The sequence below is a fragment of the Dellaglioa sp. CoH-57-MRSF-20 genome (assembly GCF_056781955.1).
On the sequence record NZ_JBXAXV010000001.1, the window covers coordinates 289,655 to 310,404 of the forward strand.

Annotated in this window: 20 protein-coding genes; 16 read left to right on the forward strand and 4 right to left on the reverse strand. The window is 35.5% G+C overall.

The features are described 5' to 3' along the window. The first annotated feature begins 3 nt into the window (after nucleotides 1-3). The 4 genes from AC1RPN_RS01355 (at nucleotide 4) to AC1RPN_RS01370 (ending at nucleotide 3,247) form a co-directional block, all read left to right on the forward strand. A complete protein-coding gene (locus AC1RPN_RS01355) occupies nucleotides 4-1,071 on the forward strand; it encodes an ABC transporter ATP-binding protein (RefSeq protein WP_481760924.1) in 1,068 nt (355 codons plus the stop codon). A 19-nt stretch (nucleotides 1,072-1,090) separates the two neighbouring features. Next, nucleotides 1,091-2,050, forward strand: coding sequence for an ABC transporter ATP-binding protein (locus tag AC1RPN_RS01360; protein ID WP_481760923.1), 960 nt, complete (start codon nucleotides 1,091-1,093; stop codon nucleotides 2,048-2,050). A gap of 267 nt (nucleotides 2,051-2,317) precedes the next feature. Further along, nucleotides 2,318-2,677: a hypothetical protein gene (locus AC1RPN_RS01365; protein WP_481760922.1), complete on the forward strand. Its 360-nt coding sequence runs from the start codon at nucleotides 2,318-2,320 to the stop codon at nucleotides 2,675-2,677. Nucleotides 2,678-2,896: 219 nt separating this feature from the next. Beyond that, a complete protein-coding gene (locus tag AC1RPN_RS01370; RefSeq protein ID WP_481760921.1) occupies nucleotides 2,897-3,247 on the forward strand; it encodes a hypothetical protein in 351 nt (116 codons plus the stop codon). Between the two features lie 52 nt (nucleotides 3,248-3,299). Here the strand turns inward: AC1RPN_RS01370 and AC1RPN_RS01375 are convergent, their stop codons facing one another. Continuing rightward, nucleotides 3,300-4,742 carry an APC family permease gene (locus AC1RPN_RS01375; protein ID WP_481760920.1) on the reverse strand — a complete coding sequence of 481 codons (1,443 nt, stop codon included), beginning with the start codon at nucleotides 4,740-4,742 and terminating at the stop codon, nucleotides 3,300-3,302. 223 nt (nucleotides 4,743-4,965) lie between these two features. Between AC1RPN_RS01375 and AC1RPN_RS01380 the strand changes: the two genes are divergently transcribed. After that, nucleotides 4,966-5,721 (forward strand): ABC transporter ATP-binding protein, encoded by a 756-nt coding sequence (locus tag AC1RPN_RS01380; protein ID WP_481760919.1) that lies wholly within the window; start codon nucleotides 4,966-4,968, stop codon nucleotides 5,719-5,721. 22 nt (nucleotides 5,722-5,743) lie between these two features. Next, nucleotides 5,744-7,543: an ABC transporter permease gene (locus tag AC1RPN_RS01385; RefSeq protein WP_481760918.1), complete on the forward strand. Its 1,800-nt coding sequence runs from the start codon at nucleotides 5,744-5,746 to the stop codon at nucleotides 7,541-7,543. Nucleotides 7,544-7,593: 50 nt separating this feature from the next. Here the strand turns inward: AC1RPN_RS01385 and AC1RPN_RS01390 are convergent, their stop codons facing one another. Beyond that, complete coding sequence (locus AC1RPN_RS01390) at nucleotides 7,594-8,262, reverse strand: histidine phosphatase family protein (protein ID WP_481762398.1); 669 nt, start codon at nucleotides 8,260-8,262, stop codon at nucleotides 7,594-7,596. Between the two features lie 283 nt (nucleotides 8,263-8,545). Here AC1RPN_RS01390 and AC1RPN_RS01395 point away from each other — a divergent pair, with 283 nt between their 5' ends. Next, the gene (locus AC1RPN_RS01395; protein WP_481760916.1) at nucleotides 8,546-9,277 is read left to right on the forward strand and encodes a deoxynucleoside kinase; all 732 of its coding nucleotides are present in this window, start codon (nucleotides 8,546-8,548) and stop codon (nucleotides 9,275-9,277) included. A 46-nt stretch (nucleotides 9,278-9,323) separates the two neighbouring features. On the opposite strand, the gene AC1RPN_RS01400 is transcribed toward AC1RPN_RS01395, so the two are convergent. Beyond that, nucleotides 9,324-9,986 (reverse strand): histidine phosphatase family protein, encoded by a 663-nt coding sequence (locus tag AC1RPN_RS01400; RefSeq protein ID WP_481760915.1) that lies wholly within the window; start codon nucleotides 9,984-9,986, stop codon nucleotides 9,324-9,326. Between the two features lie 71 nt (nucleotides 9,987-10,057). Continuing rightward, a complete protein-coding gene (locus AC1RPN_RS01405; RefSeq protein WP_481760914.1) occupies nucleotides 10,058-10,717 on the reverse strand; it encodes a VTT domain-containing protein in 660 nt (219 codons plus the stop codon). 178 nt (nucleotides 10,718-10,895) lie between these two features. Between AC1RPN_RS01405 and AC1RPN_RS01410 the strand changes: the two genes are divergently transcribed. From AC1RPN_RS01410 to AC1RPN_RS01450, 9 genes are all read left to right on the forward strand, one after another. After that, complete coding sequence (locus AC1RPN_RS01410) at nucleotides 10,896-11,039, forward strand: hypothetical protein (RefSeq protein ID WP_481760913.1); 144 nt, start codon at nucleotides 10,896-10,898, stop codon at nucleotides 11,037-11,039. Nucleotides 11,040-11,126: 87 nt separating this feature from the next. Continuing rightward, the gene (helD, locus tag AC1RPN_RS01415) at nucleotides 11,127-13,418 is read left to right on the forward strand and encodes an RNA polymerase recycling motor HelD (protein ID WP_481760912.1); all 2,292 of its coding nucleotides are present in this window, start codon (nucleotides 11,127-11,129) and stop codon (nucleotides 13,416-13,418) included. A 62-nt stretch (nucleotides 13,419-13,480) separates the two neighbouring features. After that, nucleotides 13,481-14,401, forward strand: a complete 921-nt coding sequence (gene coaA / locus AC1RPN_RS01420; RefSeq protein ID WP_481760911.1) for a type I pantothenate kinase — start codon at nucleotides 13,481-13,483, stop codon at nucleotides 14,399-14,401. Between the two features lie 133 nt (nucleotides 14,402-14,534). Further along, nucleotides 14,535-16,076, forward strand: a complete 1,542-nt coding sequence (gene guaA / locus AC1RPN_RS01425) for a glutamine-hydrolyzing GMP synthase (RefSeq protein ID WP_481761138.1) — start codon at nucleotides 14,535-14,537, stop codon at nucleotides 16,074-16,076. Between the two features lie 297 nt (nucleotides 16,077-16,373). Continuing rightward, entirely contained in the window at nucleotides 16,374-17,285 is a 912-nt protein-coding gene (locus AC1RPN_RS01430) for an abortive infection family protein (protein WP_481760910.1), read from the forward strand. A 17-nt stretch (nucleotides 17,286-17,302) separates the two neighbouring features. After that, entirely contained in the window at nucleotides 17,303-18,265 is a 963-nt protein-coding gene (locus tag AC1RPN_RS01435; RefSeq protein WP_481760909.1) for an adenine-specific methyltransferase EcoRI family protein, read from the forward strand. Next, complete coding sequence (locus AC1RPN_RS01440) at nucleotides 18,255-19,346, forward strand: GmrSD restriction endonuclease domain-containing protein (RefSeq protein WP_003588255.1); 1,092 nt, start codon at nucleotides 18,255-18,257, stop codon at nucleotides 19,344-19,346. The genes AC1RPN_RS01435 and AC1RPN_RS01440 overlap by 11 nt, the downstream gene beginning before the upstream one ends. A 15-nt stretch (nucleotides 19,347-19,361) precedes the next feature. After that, nucleotides 19,362-20,144: a hypothetical protein gene (locus AC1RPN_RS01445; protein ID WP_481760908.1), complete on the forward strand. Its 783-nt coding sequence runs from the start codon at nucleotides 19,362-19,364 to the stop codon at nucleotides 20,142-20,144. 211 nt (nucleotides 20,145-20,355) lie between these two features. Then, nucleotides 20,356-20,745, forward strand: a complete 390-nt coding sequence (locus AC1RPN_RS01450) for a hypothetical protein (RefSeq protein ID WP_481760907.1) — start codon at nucleotides 20,356-20,358, stop codon at nucleotides 20,743-20,745. Nucleotides 20,746-20,750 lie beyond the last annotated feature (5 nt).

The window sequence follows — 20,750 nt, forward strand, 5'->3', positions numbered from 1 at the left end:
AAAATGGCAGAAAATATTTTAGAAGTTAACAATCTAGAAATTAATTTTCATACGTATGCTGGAGATGTTAAAGCCATACGTGATGTTAGTTTTCATCTGGCTAAAGGTGAAACTTTAGCAATCGTTGGTGAATCAGGTTCCGGTAAATCCGTTACAACAAAAAGTTTAATGGGATTATTAGCTAATAATGCAGAAGTTATGGGTGGAGAAATTCTTTTTCATGGTGAAGATTTACTTAAAAAATCAGAAAAACAAATGGAAAACATTCGTGGTAAAGATATCGCAATGATTTTCCAAGACCCAATGACTTCTTTAGATCCTACTATGAGAATTGGTAGACAAATTGCTGAACCATTAATGAAGCATAAACATGTAAAAAAAGAAAAAGCAATGGCGCAAGCCTTGGAAATTTTGAAGTTAGTTGGGATTACAGATGCTAAAAAACGCTTTAAGGACTATCCACATCAATTTTCTGGTGGTCAACGCCAACGAATTGTTATTGCGATTTCATTAGTTTGTTATCCAGAAATTTTAATTGCTGATGAACCAACAACAGCTTTAGATGTAACCATCCAAGCACAGATTTTGGAATTAATGAAAGAATTACAAGCAAAAATTGAAACATCAATTATTTTCATTACCCATGATCTAGGGGTTGTTGCTGGTATGGCTAATCGTGTAGCGGTTATGTATGCAGGTCGGATTGTTGAATATGGGACAGTCGATGAGGTCTTTTATAACCCACAACATCCATATACTTGGGGCTTATTGAATTCAATGCCAACACTTGATAGTGAACATCTGTACGCAATTCCAGGTACACCTCCTGATTTATTGGATCCACCAAAAGGGGATGCATTTGCCGCTCGGAATGAGTACGCTATGAAGATTGATACAGAACAACAACCACCATTCTTCGATGTTTCACCAACACATGCAGCAGCTACATGGTTGTTGCATCCAGATGCACCTAAAGTAACGCCGCCAGTTGAAATTCAAAGACGGTATAAAATTTTTGCAAAACAACAAGAAACAAAAATTAAAGCGAATCAAAATTTGGTAGAAAACTAAGGAAGGGGAGCTGAACATAGTGGAACAAAAGAAAAATAAAATTTTAAAAGTCCGTCATTTAAAACAATATTTTAATGTCGGCAAACCAGACGAAGTGAAAGCTATCGATGATATTTCATTTGATATTTATGAAGGCGAGACATTTGGCTTGGTGGGCGAGTCAGGGTCTGGTAAAACAACAACAGGTCGTAGTATCATCAATTTATATGAACCAACTGATGGTAAAATTGATTTTGATGGTGTTGATATTCGTAAAATTAAGTCTAAAAAAGATAAATTACAATTTCGCCGTGACATGCAAATGATTTTTCAAGATCCATATGCATCACTAAATCCACGAATGAAAGTTAAAGATATTGTGGCAGAAGGAATAGATATTCACCATTTAGCTGCCAATGATGAAGCACGTGCGAAACGTGTTGAAGAATTATTAGAAACAGTTGGATTGAATAAAGATCATTCTAGCCGCTACCCCCATGAATTTTCAGGTGGCCAACGCCAACGTATTGGTATTGCTCGTGCTTTAGCTGTAGAACCTAAGTTTATCATCGCAGATGAACCTATTTCTGCATTAGATGTTTCAATTCAAGCGCAGGTTGTTAATTTGTTGAAGGAATTACAAATTGAACATAACTTAACATATTTGTTTATTGCACATGATTTATCAATGGTTAAATATATCAGTGATCGAATTGGTGTGATGCATTATGGTAAGTTATTAGAAATAGCTCCTGCAGACGAAATATATACACATCCTTTACACGATTATACAGCCAGTTTAATCTCGGCCGTTCCTGTTCCTGACCCTGAATTTGAACGTAATCGCATTCCAGTACCATACGATTCGTCAGTTGAGGCAGATGGTAAAAAACGTCGAATGGTTGAAATTTCGCCAGAACATTTTGTTTTAGCAAGTGAAGATGAAATCCCTATGTATAAGGAACGAGCTGCCAATACTTTGGCAGAAGAAGCTGAATAATAAATCAGAAAGATCTTTTCAAGAATTTTTGAAAAGGTCTTTTTTGATTTTAAAAAGGGTGTAAACTATTAATTGTATGAGTATCTTAAATATATTAAAGGAAGTATAAAAATTTTAGGTAATTATGCATAAAATAATGTATACTAGATGTATTAGAATTAGGTAACGACATAACTATTTTTTGATTTGGGAATGAATAAAAGGTTCAACTAAAACGTTATGTGGAACAAAGGGTTTTATATGGTGGGGAGAATGGGAGCACCCAACATGATAGATGATACAGAAGTATATAATGAAGCGTACAAAGAATTACCGTATGATGTACAATTACTTTTTCAAGAGGGGCGTCTCTGCGAAAAAGATAATGATTTAGCCGTATTATTCGATTTATTTATTAAAAGTACAATTAATTTTACTGAATTCTATGGATTTAACGATGATAGAAAGCAGCTATTTGATGAATTGAAACAAAATCCAGAAGAGGCCGCGCAGTTAATTAAGCAATATCGGTATTATCGTAATTGGTTCGAAAAATATCAGGCTAATGTTAATTGTTTTTCGAAATTAAGATTTCTAACTGTCTGTGAATGGTATGATGGTCAACAAGCATATGCAAGTAATAATTAAGAAATGCTATCATACAAGAAATTAAGTAAAAAAAAGTTAGAATATAAAATTAATTTAACTTAAAATGCGAACTTAAAATATACGGCAAGCTTAACAATATTGTTAAGCTTTTTTTGTTTTTATAAGACGCAGAAAAAATTAAAATAGATAACAAGCCAAGTGCTTGTTATCGATGAGAAGGGTGTGGTATATTAATTGCAATTATCGGGGGGTAATCGAATGAGTTTAGGTGAAGGAATAAAAAATGTAAACGCATTACCGTATGATGTGAGGCTATTATTAGAGGAAAGAAATATTCCGGAGAATCAAATGAGTTGGGAAATTATTTCTGATGTGTTTCTTGAAAGTATTGCGACTTACACAGCATTTTATGGATTTAATGAGGATCGTAGAGCGCTATTCAATGATTTAAAAAATGATAAAAATGAGGCCAATCAAATTATAACAACCTATAAAGAATATCGTGAGTGGTTTAAATACTATCACGTTCATTTTGAAAATCTAGAAGATGTGAGGTTTTTAACGATTTGTGAGTCAATAGGTGTAGATGGCATAATAATAAAAGATTAAATTCAAAAACGCTATGACTACTTTTAATTAAGTAGTCATAGCGTTTTTGAATTTAATCTTTAATACCATCTCTTTTACGTTCACGTTCAGCAATCATTGGCATAATGAATCCAAGACCGATAAGAACAACGACACTAATAATATTGATGGCTAACTGGTAGTAGAATAGTGAGCTACCCATCTCGACATCTTGAGGAATAATCCCAAAGACTGTTGCCAAAACAGTAACAACTAAGCACCATAAACCAACAGCGTAAGCTAATTTGTCATTTTTAATGAAGACATATTCTGATGGATATTTAGCACTATTTTTACGGATCTGCATGAAGGCGAAGAAAATCCAACAAGTGACACCTGGTGAAATAATTCCATTCAAGTTCAGTAACCAATTAAAGATTGTATTCATATCTGGCAAGAAGACACCCAAGAAGAGAATGAAGGCACTTAAAGTACAAGTTAAAATGTACCCATTAATTGGTAAACCATCTTTGTTAACTTTAAGTAATTTCTTAGGCATATAACGAGCGCCTGTGTCAGAGATAAGCATGCGAGTCATAGCGTCAAGAAGAACAGCTAGAAGAGCACACATGTACACAATTTGAGTAATAGCGAAGGCATACATTAACCAACTACCCATATGAAATTGATCTCCTAAACGAAGGAATGCGTAGTACGAACCATTCATTTTAAAATCATTAGGAATGTTATGGGCATTGAAGAAAATCCCAAGTGCGAATGAGCCGAAAACTGTTAAGAAGATTGTCATAACGGTTAACATAATCATGGCTTTAGGGAAATCTTTTTTAGGTTTTTTCATTTTTGTGACAAATGGCGCAATTAATTCTGCACCATTAATCGCATAAATTAATAAACCAATTGTTGTGAAATAATGTAAATCAAATTTAGGAATTAGTGTGTGCCAGCTCATATTTGTTGTTGCAATACGACCTGAAGGTGTTAATAATGAGCCAAATGCCATTACAACATATAAAATTGTGAGGATGAACATGGTACCACCACCAATAAGACCTAAAAATTCTAATGAACCTTTGAAGAAACGTTGAACAAAAATGAAACCAACGAAGATTACTAATGTTATTAACGCGAACATAGCTGTTGATAAACTATCTTCGAGTGCATTACTTCCGTTAAATAACCAACCAAAGCCAACAACGACTGAATTAGCGGTATCAACAACGTAAGGAATCGAAGCAGCCCAATAAGTCCATGCCGTAAAGTAACCTAGTTTTTCGCCACGAGTTCCGCGAACCCATGAACTTAAACCGCCACCTTCTGAATTAAAGACGGAACCTAATTGTCCTACCATTAAAGAATAGGGAATTACATATAATAGCAATAAAATGATCCAAGATGTAATAACGCCCATACCTTGATTTTGAAAGTTATAGACGATATCGTCGAAGCCAATAACTGTTACGAATGACATTAATGCCAAAACTGGCCACGATATAAATGTTTTTTTCTCGTTTTCCATAAGTACCTCCCGTGATAAATAACTATGTAAATTAAACTAACAATTTATAAGTATAGTGAACTGACTAATTAATTTCCATGAAAAATTAAATTAATATAAAATGTAATCGTTTTAATGAGAATTAAGTTAAGAATTAACGATAATAAAAATTGCTATTTAATGTGTACTATGTATAATAGTACACATATAGTAAAATGATAAATATAAATGGAGGACTAATAAAATGAAAGAAATAGTTGTAAGCGCAAAAGATGTTAAAAAAGTCTACGGTAAGAATAAAGAGAAGAAAACGGAAGCCTTAAAAGGGATTAATTTTTCTGTCGAACAGGGTGAATTTATTGGTATCATGGGGGCATCAGGATCAGGTAAATCAACATTACTTAACTTATTATCAACACTAGACCAGCCGACTTCAGGACAAATTGAGATTAATAATCAGGATATCTCAATGATGCGTGGCGATAAACTATCAGATTTTAGAGCACAACAAATTGGCTTTATTTTCCAAAGTTTTAACCTGCTAGATAACTTAACGGCAGCTGAAAATATAACATTGCCACTATCATTACAGAATGCGTCTATTTCTAAATATCAAGAACGTATTGATAAATTAACGAAAACACTGGGGATAGATAGTGTTCTTGGACAATTTCCAACTGAATTATCTGGTGGCCAAAAGCAACGAGTTGCAGCAGCTCGTGCTTTAGTCCATAATCCTGCAATCTTATTAGCAGATGAACCAACAGGTGCTTTGGATTCTAAAAGTGCAAAGTCACTCCTATCAACGATGGAAAGTTTAAATAAAAATGATCAAGTATCAATTTTGATGGTGACTCATGACGCTGTTAGTGCGAGTTACTGTCAACGAATTCTCTTTATTAAAGATGGTAAGATTGGTCGAGAATTGATTCAAGGAACGAATACGCGAACAGAGTTTTATCAAGAAATTTTAAATGAACTAGCTAAGAGTGAACAATAATTTTAAGAAGGGAGGAAACAATATGTTATTAAAATTATCCTTAACTGGAATTAAGAGTCGCTTTAAAGATTATCTAATCTTGTTATCAGGACTCATTATGGCTTCAGCAATCTTTTACATGTTTGAAGCATTAGCAACTAATCAAGAATTTATTAAACAAAATGCGACGATAAAATTTGCAGCAATGATTTTCCAAGTAGGTTCTGTACTACTTGCAATTATTACACTGTTTTATATTATCTATGCGAATACATTTTTAATGAGCATGCGTCAAAGAGATTATGGGATGTTCATGATGCTAGGCGCTAAAAAGCGTAAGATTGGGCGCTTAATTTTCACTGAAACTTTAATTATTGGCTTAATTGCAACAGCTGTTGGTATTTTAGTTGGTATTGGACTGACATATGGCGTTAGCCAATTTTTAGTAGATAAAATGGATCTTGCACCGCATTCTTTTCAAGCTTTTTATTTCCCAGCAATCCTAATAACAATGCTTTTCTTCGTTATTCTTTTCATGATTGCTGCTATATTTAATCGACAAAGCTTGTTAAGAACGCCTATCTTAAAATTATTAAATGAAGCAGAACAACCACAAGGTAAAAAGCTAAAATCTTATAATATCTTAATTCAAAGTATCTTAGGATTAGGTTTAATTGCAAGTGGCTATTATTTATTAAGTCATTTAGCACTGTTTCAAATGGCTGGATTTATTGGGTCAGTCGTAACAATTTTGATTGGGACATTTTTAATTTTCAATTCATTATTTAGTGGATTGGTTCAATTATTAAAACGTAATAAGGGATTTTCTGAAAAGCAATTAAATACCTTTTTATTAGGGCAACTTAGCTTTCGATTAGGTTCATTAAATCGGGTTCTAACAATGGTTGCGATGTTATTTGCACTAGCATTAGGCGCAATAACTGTTGGGATGGGATTCTCTGGTGTGGTTGATCAAACAGCTACTTCTACTTCCCCATATGATGTTGTTGTCCAAAATCCATCAACAAAAGAGAAAAAATTACTTAGTCAATTGACTGATAAAAAAGAGTCCATTTATGAAGCAAAAAAAGTTGGTTCTGTCCGTTATTTTAAAAAATCTGACTTTGTGAAATCACCATTGTACACGCTTGATTTCACGGAAACGGGAACGGCTACCGGTAAATTTATTAAAGTTGACCCTGCCAAAATGACAGCTAAAAATGAGGATAATCTATGGGGAAATGCTGTTAGAACTACATTGGAATCCCCTGATATGTTAAATCCAGTACTTGTCTCTGACGCATCATTTTCAGCTGTTTCGGCGAAGACACAACGTATCCATACTGTTAGGTTAGCATCATTTAAAGATAATAAAGAAATCTTAAAAGCATTGAGCGAAGAAATACCTAAAAATCAGTTAGATAATTCATCTTATTTTATGAATAAGTATGTCGTATATCAGTTGGCTAACGGCATTTATGGCGGATTAGAATTCATTGGATTCTTCTTAGGCGTTGCGATGTTGGCAATGTTAGCAAGTGTTCTTATGTTTAAAATATTGTCTAGTGCGGCAACGGATAAAAAACGATATGATTTATTGAACCAATTAGGCGCTAAGCAACGACTAATGAAAAAATCAATTAGGCGCGAAATTGGCATCTTATTCTTCTTACCTGGAATTGTCGGTGTAATCCACGTTTTATTCGGACTACAAATGTTCAAGGAATTAATTCCAGATCCATATTCACATATAACGATTCCATTTATTATTTTTGCAGTTCTCTATTTGGGATATTATTGGGTAACAGTTACCTTATATAAAGGGATGGTATTAAAAAAATAAAAAAGAGGTGAATATTCAGTTTTTAAAACTGAGTATTCACCTCTCTTTATTTAGATGGGTTGTTCGCCAAAATTACCATAATAGCTAACTTCAATTGTATCGTGATGAACGATTAATTTAGTGACGCTACCATTTTTAGGACTAGATGATATATCAATATTAGGTGCGTATCGTGAAACGATACTTCTAATTGCTGTCCCGTGACCAACTAATAGAACGTTGTCATTATTATTTTGGTTAGTGCGTAAAAAATCAAAAGCATGATCATAGCGATTCCAAAATTCTTGGTCATTTTCAGCTAAATTAAAAGGGTCAGCACTTTTTATGAAATCACGTGAGTCTTCGATGGAATATTTTTCAAGAATATCATTGAAGGTTTGACAATTAAAAGGTGTACCAACTGTTTGCATAACAGCTGCAGTATCTTGGCCTTCAAATGAGCCATAATATTCTTCTCTAAAAAGTGCTGTTTCAATTGGTGTTAACTGTGCATTTTCTTCAACATTCGTTTCACTTAAAATATGGCTTAGTGTTTTTTTTGTACGCATTGTGTCACTTCGATAAATGGCATTAAATGATTTATCGCGTAAAAGTTTTCCTGAATGGGTGGCATCGTTGATTCCCTTATCTGTAAGTGGAGAGTCACACCAGCCTTGCATTCTCTGGAAAGAGTTAAAAAAAGTTTGGCCATGACGAACCATATAAACGGTAAATGACATATGAAATCCTTTCATAAATAAATATTTAATTTGTAAATAAAAAAGGTACTTAGAGCTGTCTGGTTTTTGATGAATAGTCTCACTTAATGCATTAATTTTAGAAAAAGAAAAGACTTTTATTTTATTTAATCCAATGTATACTAAATAAACGGAGAATTAAAATATGAGATTATTTATGACTACTAGTAAGATGATACCGAATGAGATATTAATTACAAGTCTAAATCTAATTGTTTTAACTGCATAAATTGTATTAACTATTCAAGAAGGAGTGTTTATTATTTTGATTACGTTGGCTGGTATTATTGGTTCAGGAAAATCTAGTATGACAAAAATTTTATCTGAAGAACTTGGGGTAGAGGCTTTTTACGAACCTGTTACAGATAACCCGGTATTACCTTTATTTTACAAAGGTAACGAAATCGCTGCAAAAAAACGTGAAGCAGGGGATAAGGAAGCAACAAATCCCTACGCTTACTTATTACAAACTTTCTTTTTGAATCGTCGTTTCAGAATGATTAAAGCAGCAATGCAAGAAGATAATAATGTTCTTGATCGTTCAATTTATGAAGATGCTATTTTTATGAAGATGAATACAGAAATGGGTAATGCCACAACTGTTGAATATAACATCTATCAAGATTTATTAGAAAATATGCTTGAAGAGTTACCTTATGCTGCACATAAAAAATCACCCGATTTGATGGTTATGATTAAAGTTTCTTATGAAACAATGGTTAATCGTATTCAAAAACGTGGCCGTGATTATGAACAAATTGAAACTGACCACTCATTGGTTGAATACTATAAAACATTACTTCGCTATTATGAAGATTGGGAAAAAGAATATGACGTTTCTGAATTTTTAGTTATTGATGGCGATAAATACGATTTTGTTGAAAATGAAGCTGATCGTAATATTGTTTTAAATATTATTGAAGATAAATTACAAGAATTAGGTAATTTATCTGAAAAAGAAGTTATCGATTACAAGACACAACGTAAATCAATTTAAACTAAAAGGAGTAACCAATTTTAAAAATTGGTTACTCCTTTTTTATTTAGATTTTATCATCATCGTGATGATTGAAATATTCAACTTTAACTGAATTGTCATCAACGATTAACTTAGTTACACTACCGTTTTTAGGGCTCATTGTAATATCAATTTCGGGTGCAAAATGAGAAACGATACTTCTGATTGTTGTCCCATGACTGACAACTAAAACGTTATCGCCATCTTTAGCATCTTTACGCAATAAATCAAAACCTTTATTACGACGTGCCCAAAAATCGGCATCGTCTTCAGCATCATGGAAAGGATCGATTTCTTTGAAGAAGTCACGTGCCTCTTCAATTGAAAATTTTTGCAAAATCTCAGTGAAATTAGCAGCGCCATGTGGCTTACCAACAACAAACCAAGCTTGAGAAGAATCGGCACCTTCATAGTAACCATAGCCTTGCTCTCTAAGAAACTCAGATGTTGTAACAATTAAATCTGAAGAGTTTTCATTTTCAGATAAAATGTAGTTAGCTGTACGATTTGCGCGGGTTGTATCACTACTGTATGCATTAGCAAACTGAATTTGTGATAATTTTTTTCCAGTAGTGTGGCCGTCGTTAATGCCTTTTTCTGTAAGTGGTGAATCGGACCAACCTTGCATCCGATTATATTTATTGAAAATGGTTTGACCATGGCGAACGAGATAGACTGTAAATGGCATGAGAACCTCCTGAAGTTTATGTGATAGCCCCATTATACGCTAAAGAAAACGATTATTCTAAAAAGCTTATCCTAGAATTTAGCATCAAGTTTTTTTCTAAGTAAAAATTTCGTAAGTTGTACTAACCCAGCTAAGACCACTGGAAGTAATGCTATCCCGGCAATTGAAAGGAAAATAATAGAAAAATGATCCTTAACAAATGGAATTGCGCCGAAGTAGTAACCGACGCCACTTCCAATGGCTACCCAAAGTGAGACGCCAATTAAGTTGAAAATACTAAAATGTCTGTAATTCATTTGAATAGTACCAGAAATAAGTGGCACAAAAGTTCTAATTAATGGGATAAAGCGTCCAAATACGACTGTTTTTGCACCATGTTTTTTGAAAAAACTTTTGGCGATTTCCATCTTTTCAGGGGGGATTCTTTTTTTAAAGAAAGGTAATTTATTTAAATGTCGACCAATTTCAAAATTCACGGCATCTCCAGAGAGTGCGGCAAAAAAGAATATTGGGACTAATACCCGAATATCAATGGTATCTGTTGAGTAGGCGGCAATGGAACTAGTGAAAAAGAGTAGCGACTCACCAGGTAGAAAAGGAAAAACAACAAGACCTGTTTCGGCAAAGATAAGTACAAAAAGAATTAAGTAACTCCAGTTACCTAAAGTCTGGAAAAGAGGTCCTAAATAATTTTCGAAATGGGTGAAGAAAAACCAAGCTTGTTCGAACATTGTCAGGCCCTCCAATCGTTTTAGTCTTACTCATTATATTAAACTGAAATTAAAAAAAAGGCTATTATTTTAACTGATATTTAGCTTTTATTAAGATTTGTCTCACTATAAGAGGTCACCAGTGTTAAACAGGTTTCGATACTGGTATACTAGATATATTAAATTTTTGGAGGTCAATATGACTAGACACACTTTAATTGCAGGAATGACAACTTTAATTGGTCTAATTATTGGGATTGTGATAAGTAAAATTGCTGTCGCAACATTAATTGGATTAGCTGTTGGAATCGTAGTTGACCAATTCCTACCAAATAAGAAATAAGTTCAATTAGTTGCCTATTTGAGTTGATTATAAAAAAATGATACACTATTAGGCCTAATAAAATCATGTAAAGTGGGGTATTGAGAAATGGCTGATGAAATTAAAATCGAAGAACAAGCACATCTTGATGATGTTATTGTTAAAATAAAAGATGCTGAAGTTAAACGTCAAAATGAAATAAAGTACGCTGAAAGTGAAGCACGATCGATTAATGGCGAATTTACAAGTGATGTTCATATCAATACGACAACATACACTGGAATGATTGATACAGCAATGTCTGTTCGTCAGCAACAACAGTTATTAGCTGAACGTGAAACGAGTTGGAAAAACGCAACTTCTCGTTTAGACATTTTAAAGAAATTAGAAAAGAAACCTTATTTTGCACGTTTAAACATTCAAGAAGGAACTAATAAAAAAGAAACAATCTATATTGGCTTGGGCTCTTTTGCTGATCGACCTGAACACTTTATGGTTTATGATTGGCGTGCACCCATATCGAGTGTTTATTACGATGGCGGACTAGGTGATGTCACTTACCAAACTCCTGATGGTGATCAAACAGTAGATGTTTCATTGAAACGTCAATTCGTAATTGAAGATGGCCAAATTGAAACGATATTTGATACTGATGAAGCTGTTGGTGATCAGATGTTATTAGACGTCTTGAATGATTCTGCTGATACAAAGATGAAGAGTATCGTAACGACGATTCAGAAGGAACAAAATCAAATTATTCGAGATGTAAAAGCTGAATTATTATTTGTTCAAGGTGCAGCTGGTTCGGGTAAAACCTCAGCTGTATTACAACGTGTGGCTTACTTGCTGTACCGTTACCGCGGTAATTTAACAGCTAGTCAAGTTGTTTTATTCTCACCTAATCAATTATTTAATGATTATATTGATCAAGTGTTGCCAGAACTTGGTGAACAAAATATGGTTCAAATGACTTATTTCCAATATGCATCAAGACGTTTACCAAATATGCAAGTTGAAACGTTACAAGAACGCTTTGAAGAAGACAATGCGCCTGCTAAAAAACGTATTCAAGTTCTGAAAAATAGTTTGGCATTCTTTAATGCCTCAACTGCTTATTCAGAACATTTGGAACAAGCAGACATGAAGTTCAGAGATATTAAATTCAATAATGAAGTCTTTATTTCAAAAGATAAAATAAAAGGTATCTACTATAAATATAATGAAAATTATCATTTACGGACAAGATTAGAAGCAACACGTGAATCATTAGTTAAATTATTGAATCGTCGAATTGAAGCTGAGGCTAAGTTAGAATGGGTTGAAAAAGCAATTCAAGATATGTCTAAAGAACAATTGAATGATTTGTATGGAGACCAAGACCGCGAATTTGCAAGCGGTGATAAAGAAATGCGTTTCTTAACGCGTACTTTAGTTATGCGCCAATTTACAAGTGTGCACAGAGCAATTGTGCGCAATCGATTCTTAAATATCAGTTCACAATATGTGAACTTTTTACACAATGTGCCTAAGTATCTTAATTTGAGTGACTATAATGTTACTGTAGAAGAATGGCAAGCAGATGTGGCTGAAGTTGTGTCACGTTTAAAAAATCGTCAAATATCGATGCATGACGTTACGCCATACTTATACTTATTTGATCGTATGACGGGTAAGCATGGTGAAACAGATGTCCGTTACGTCTTTATTGATGAAATTCAAGACTACACGGCATTTCAATTAGCTTTCTTGAAGGAAGGGTTCCCAAGAGCTAAGTTTACACTGCTTGGTGATTTAAACCAGGCTATTTTCACAAAAGAAAATAGTAAGAGTTTACTATCAGAATTGGGACATTTATTCCCAGCTGATAAAACCAAAGTCGTGCAATTGACGAAATCATATCGTTCAACACAACAAATCACAGATTTCACAAAAGAAGTGTTGATAAATGGTGAATCAGTGACGTCATTTAACCGACAAGGTGACTTACCCACAATGACTGTGGATAATAATTCTGATAAATTAGTTCACGATTTAGAAAAACAAGTACAACAAAATGTGGATGATCATCTAACAACGGCAATCATCGCTAAATCATTAGCTGAATGTACAGAATTGTATGAACAATTACAAGCCGAGGGCGTGCCAGTTACATTGATTAAAACGGAAAATCAACGTTTGGCCGATGGAACGATTATTGTGCCAGCTTTCCTAGCTAAAGGTTTGGAATTTGATGCGGTTGTTATGTGGGGCGCTTCAAAGATTAACTATCATGAAGAAGACGAGCGTCAATTAGTTTATACGATTTGTTCAAGAGCAATGCATCGACTAACTGTTTATGCTGAAAAAGAATTATCACCATTATTTGACCATGTTTCAAAAAGTTTATATAGTTTAAAATAAGCTATGGAAGAAATGACCTATTGCGGAAACTGATAGGTCATTTTTATTAGAGGATTGTTAAAATGGATAAACAAATGAATTATTATAAAATTCCAAGGGATGAATGGCGTGGCTTTTATAAAACGAAACAGATTGATTTGTCACAACAAAAATTGAATGAAATTCAATCTGTTAATGATAAGATATCAGTTCAAGATGTGCAGGAAATTTACATGCCATTGGTTCATTTATTAAATATGACATTGTTGGGTAAGCAAGATTTGCAATCAAAAAAAGCAGATTTTCTAGGAATTAAAGATCAAAAATGGCCTTTTGTGATTGGAATTACGGGTAGTGTTGCAGTGGGTAAAAGTACAACGGCACGTTTGTTGCAATTATTACTCACAGCGTTATACCCAACAAAAAAGGTTCAAGCAATTACAACGGATGGCTTTTTATATCCTAATGAAACACTAATTCACCAGAATATCTTGGACCGTAAAGGTTTTCCAGAAAGTTATGACATGGAAAAACTAATTCTATTTTTAAACGACGTGAAAAGTGGTCTGAAAACTGAAGCACCAGTATATTCACATGATAGTTATGATATTGTACCTGGAATGGTACAAACAATTAATCAACCAGATATTTTGATTGTTGAAGGGATTAATGTTTTACAATTACCAAGTAACCAACAATTGTATGTTAGTGATTTCTTTGATTATTCAATTTATGTTGATGCTGATGCTGACTTAATTGAAAAATGGTATTTGGAACGTTTTGGTGTTCTTTTGAACACCTCTTTTCAGAAACCTGGAAATTACTATTATGATTATGCGATTGGTAACCACGATGAAGCATTTAAGTTGGCACGTAATGTCTGGAAAACCGTGAATTTAAAGAACTTACAAGAGTTCATTTTACCAACCAGAAATCGTGCTGATCTTATTTTAGAGAAGACAGATGAGCATCGAATTAATACCGTTTATTTACGCAAATATTAGAAAATAGAGATATTTTCACAGATTTTCATGAAAATTAAATCAAACGATTGACCAAGTGGGTTTCAATCAGTAGAATAGACGTAATAAGAAACTAAAAAATATGAAGAGGTGACTATTTTTGGCCAACGTTAGCATGCAAGATTTCGACAAAATTATCGTTCTTGATTTTGGTAGTCAATATAATCAATTAATTACTCGTCGTGTACGTGAATTCGGAATTTATTCTGAATTGTTATCACACAAGATTAGTGCAGCCGAAATAAAAGAGATTGCCCCTAAAGGTATCATTTTTTCTGGTGGCCCAAATAGTGTTTATGATGAAGATGCACTCAGAGTAGATCCTGAAATCTTTGAATTAGGTATTCCTATCTTAGGTATCTGTTACGGTATGCAACTAATGGCATATACAATGCCAGGTGGTAAAGTTGAAAGTGCAGATAACAAAGAATATGGTAAGGCTGAAATTGAGGTTACTAATCCAGAAGGAACTTTATTCAAAGGATTACCAGCTGAACAAACAGTTTGGATGAGTCATGGTGACTTAGTAACAGAAGTTCCTGATGGTTTTACATCAGTTGCAACTTCTGTTAACTGTCCTATTTCTGCAATGCAAAATCTTGATAAGAAATTCTATGGCCTTCAATTCCATACTGAAGTTCGCAACACTGAATTTGGGGATGACATTTTACGTCGTTTCGCATTTGATGTTTGTGAAGCTGAAAGTAACTGGTCAATGGCTGATTTTATTGATTTACAAATTGCTAAAATCCGCGAAACTGTTGGTGATAAAAAAGTCCTTCTTGGTTTATCAGGTGGGGTTGATTCTTCAGTTGTTGGTGTTTTATTGCACAAAGCAATTGGTAACCAACTAACAAGTATTTTCGTTGATCATGGTTTACTTCGTAAAAATGAAGCTGATCAAGTTATGGAAATGCTTGGCGGTAAATTTGGCTTGAATATCATTAAAGTTGATGCTCAAGAACGTTTCTTAGGTAAATTAGAAGGAATTTCTGATCCTGAAACGAAACGTAAAACAATTGGTAATGAATTCATCCGTGTCTTTGATGATGAAGCTACTAAGTTAAAAGGAATTGACTTCTTGGCTCAAGGAACACTTTACACTGATGTGATTGAATCTGGGACAGATACTGCCCAAACAATTAAATCTCATCATAATGTTGGTGGCCTTCCTGATGATATGCAATTTAGCTTAATCGAACCATTGCGAACATTATTCAAAGATGAAGTTCGTGAACTTGGCGAAAAAATGGGTATGAGTGAAGAATTAGTATGGCGTCAACCATTCCCAGGCCCTGGTCTTGGAATTCGTGTTCTTGGTGAAATTACTGAAGAAAAATTAACAATCGTTAGAGATAGTGATTTAATTTTACGTGAAGAAATTAAAAATGCTGGTCTTGATCGTGAAATCTGGCAATACTTTACTGTCTTACCGGGCATTAGAAGTGTTGGTGTGATGGGCGATGGACGTACTTATGACTACACAGTTGGTATCCGTGGTGTTACTTCAATTGATGGTATGACTGCTGATTTTGCTAGAATCCCTTGGGATGTCTTACAAAAAATCTCAGTCCGTATTGTAAACGAAGTCGCACATGTTAACCGCATCGTGTATGATATTACGAGCAAGCCGCCTTCAACAATCGAATGGGAATAGCGATGTAGGCCAATTTGAGCTAGAAAGAGTGATACAGAGGCATTTTGGATTTGCTCAAGGCAGCTCAAACTCCGCCAACTCCGCCAAAAAAATATGGTGCTCCGCCGAAACTCCGCCTAATTATGGTGGACAATCAATCGAAAACTCATTTAAGACTGCTAGAACTTACTTGGTTCTGGTGGCCTTTTTTAGTCTGGCGGAAAAATGAACTTGCGAGAATACACAGTAGAGTGCTTGGTATTTATGGGCTTAGGATATATAATTAAATAAGTTATTAATACTGTGGGGGGAAAGGCATTGGAGTCAGAAAATTTTGAATTACTGGAAAACACAGATATTACAACTTTCTTGATTGACCGACCGTGGATAACTTACCGAACAAATGCAGATCTTGACGCTCTGGGATCCAGATTTGGTTCTCCAAATCCAGAAGGTTCAAACAGATTACGCCGAATGAGTTCGATAATCAGTGCAACTCATGCAAATGATCGAACGGCTTCTTTATTATCGTTTCTATTTTCACCAGCACAGTTGCGACCGGTGATTAATGAGTATCTTTCTGGAAGTCAGTTTTCGCAACTGAAGGAAATTGATAACTTTATTCTGGAAGGCCTTACTGGTGATGAATCTAAGGACATCCTGATTGTAGCAGACGCAATTAAGCAGCGCGTAATCAGAGAGATAAACGCCATTCTTCTCTACAGCAACTTAAAACTCGTATCTAGTGGTAATTCGTGGGAAATTATCGCAGCAGATGAGAATGTAAAAGTCCTCGTGCCGATCAAGAGGATCAATTCAGGATACATTTCAGAGTTGTTGGCGCAGGGACAAGATGACTTGCAGGATAATGATTTTGACAGCGTAGTTACAAAGGCTAGAACACTTATCGAAGAGGTGTTTCTTCAAATATTGTCCGATAACGACGTAAAGTGTAAGCGTAATGGCGATATTGGTCAATATCGTAATTTGGTGGTTAAAACATTGGGAATGAGACCTTCTCGGGAGTGGAATCCACGTATTACGAAAATGATTAGTCACTTAAATGGAATCACCGATTTAATCGCAGAAATGCGCAATAAAGATGGCGATGCACATGCTAGCAATGAACGAGTAAAAATTCAGGCAGCAGAGGCGGAACTACTACTCAATACGTCTGTTAGTCTGGCTACCTACTATCTCAGAGTCAATGACAGACATGTACAGAGATAAAATAATAAATTGGAGTAATGAACGTGAAAAAGCAAACAAACAGTAACCTTCATGTATCACGTGCTGGAAAAACAGATGAGTTTTATACTAATATTTCAATGATTGAAAACGAGCTACGCCATTATCGTGAGTATTTCAAGGATAAGGTTGTGTTTTGTAATTGTGATGATCCAGCCATCAGTAATTTCTGGAAATACTTTCAGATTAACTTTTACATGTTAGGCCTAAAAAAACTAATATCTACGCACTATGAATCCGACAAACCCAGTTATAAATTGGAAATAATTAGACAAGATGACAAGATTGGACAACTTGCATTTTTACCGGATTACGTTGAAACACCACTAACTGGAGATGGCGATTTTCGAAGTCCGGAAGCAATTCAGTTACTTAAAGAAGCCGATATTGTCGTAACCAATCCCCCTTTCAGTCTATTTACTGATTACATCGCACAGTTAAGAGCTTTTCACAAAACATTCCTAGTGATTGGTAATCTCAACGCAATTACCTATAAAGAGGTACTGCCTTTAATTATGGCCAACGAAATTTGGCTAGGGTACAATTCTGGACACTTTTGGTTTAAGGTACCTGAAAGCTATGAGGCGAAGAAAACGGATTTCAAGATTGATGAAAATGGACAAAAATGGCGGAGAATGGGAAACATTTGCTGGTATACCAACTTAGATACGACACAACGTCACGAAAAGCTGACAATCTTCAAGAACTATTCTCCAGAGATATATCCAAAATATGATAACTATGATGCCATTGAGGTATCCCGTGTTGCGGATATTCCTTGTGACTACTTTGGTGTCATTGGTGTGCCAATTACTTACATGACGCGGTACAATCCAGATCAGTTTGAAATTGTTGATGTAAAAAGTTCAGGGCTTTTGTTGACTAAAAAAGATGGCACCGTTAAATCAATGTACAAGAGAGTGTTAATTCGCAACAAGGGAGGCCAAACGCATGCAAATTGAGAAAAAGGATATTCCAGTAAGCCAAATCGTAAACGGATATGTAGATTCCGATGAAGATGGTGTATATGGATATGACGGAAAATTAAATATTCGTCCGGCCTTTCAGCGTGAATTCGTCTACAAACCTAAGCAACGTGATGAAGTTATTAATACCGTCCGCAAGGGGTTCCCACTGAATGTTATGTATTGGGTTGTTGCAGAAGATGGACACTATGAAATTTTAGATGGACAGCAGCGAACAATCTCAATATGTCAATTTGTACAGGGTGATTACTCCATCAATTTCCAGTACTTTCACACGCTCACACAGGAAGAACAGCAGCAAATATTGGACTATCCTCTGACGGTTTATATTTGTACTGGTACAGATCGAGAAAAATTGGATTGGTTCAAAGTGATCAATACTGTTGGGGAACAGCTTACTGCACAAGAACTTAGAAATGCAATCTATACGGGGCCATGGTTGACAGATGCCAAGAAGTACTTTTCGAAATCACAGTGTCCCGCATATCAGATTGGCGGCGACTATTTAAATGGTTCTGCTATTCGACAAGACTTTTTGGAAACCACACTCAAGTGGATCTCGTCGAAACAGGATATTGAGCTTGAGGAGTACATGGCGCAGCACCAGCACGATGAAACGGCAATCGAACTGTGGCTATACTTTCAAAACGTAATTAATTGGACAACCTCTATTTTTCCTAACTATCGTAAGCTGATGAAGGGGATTGAATGGGGGTTTCTATACGATACTTATCATGAGAATACGTATAATCCGGCTACGCTCGAAGCTAGAGTTAGCGAGCTGATAGAGGACGAGGATGTTACCAAGCAGAAGGGGATATTTGAGTACGTGCTTGGCGGGCCAGAGCGCGTATTATCAATTCGGGCATTTAAGCCTAAGGACAAGCGAGCAGCATACGCAAAACAGAATGGAATCTGTCCGGTATGCGGCAAGCATTTTGAGTACGACGAGATGGAGGGCGATCATATTACTCCTTGGTCTCAAGGTGGGCATACAGTACTCTCCAATTTGCAAATGCTGTGCAAAGACGACAATCGAAAAAAATCCGGAGTATAATGCCAAGGAGCTAATATGGTACGAATAGATATGAGCACTGTAGCCGCGAGGGAAAAAGCATTCGGCGAATATGGAGATACGGTCTGGTTTATCTACAGGGTGTTTTCAGAAAGACTCAAGCGGCGTATGAAGGAGCAGGGCGTATCCAAATATCAAACTGCTGGGTTCAAGAATGCAAAAGAGTATAATGAGGCTCCAAGTTACCAACACGAAGTAAGTTATTCGATGGTTGACTCCATAACCGCACCTATTCCCCGATTGGATACGCGTCAGAATCCTTATCTAGTGCCTTCTTCCAAGTACTATCTACGATTTGTAGATACCTTGAATTTTAAGGATGTGTATGAGTGCATTTGGGGGTCTAATTATGAAATTAGAAACTATCTGCCTAATGTATTTGAGTCAGTGTGTAATGAAGCGCAATTCCAAAATAACCGACTAGGTAGCCTTATTAATGATATAAAGCAGACACAGCCTCTTAGGATTCCGAACAATACGATTCAACAAATATATGAAGGAATAAAAAGCGACTTGCTGAATGAGTGGGACAAATTCACAAGAGTTCGGAATCAAGAAACGAAAATAGCGACAGTAATTGACTTCGAAAGTAGTGCTGATAACGAAAGCATTGCCGCAGGAATCCCACTAATAGATAAGATTGATTCTGGCGGTGTCTCGAGAGAAGGGTTAGGTGAGGTTCTCGAACTTAAGCAACTTGGTGAACCATTAAAAAGATTTGTTGATTATCGGGTAACACCGCTGATAATGAATCGGTTTCTCCAACAAATATCAAAATAGTCACTTAGGGCGAAGTTTTAAAAACTTCGCCTTTTTTGATACACATCTTTTCCGATACGTCAATACCCGGTTTTTCGGGTGTCAAGACATTGGCGAAGCCTGATATATATATTGGGCGTAATTGAAGATAAGATGTAGTCAATCAAAGGCCTTTGATAAAAGTTAGTCTATTAAAACTGTGTTGGATGTTTATCCAGAAAAGGAGAAATGCATGAAACTAGCCAAGGTCAAACTTTCAGAAGTTGAAATTAGCAACGTTGAGAAGCCAAAAGCAGCTCGCGTGGTATCGGTATCAAAAAGTCCGCGCTACGCAGATAACGGTGATCCAATCAACGGATCGGTCGCAAAGGTAGTATGCCACATAGTAGATGCTGAACTTGCCAAAACATTGGAGAAATCTGGCGACGGGGTAGAGGACTTAAAGACGTATGCACTGGAACTTGTTGGGGATGAGAAGGATCTGCTGGAAATTTCTGAGGCAGAACTTTTGGGCACAGAGATTGAATTGAAAGACGCCAAGGTAATGCTTAAGTGGAGCGCGGGGCGTACTAGTGGCTGGCGTGACGTGAAGCTTGTTATGAATATTAGCGATGGGAAGTAGGCGTA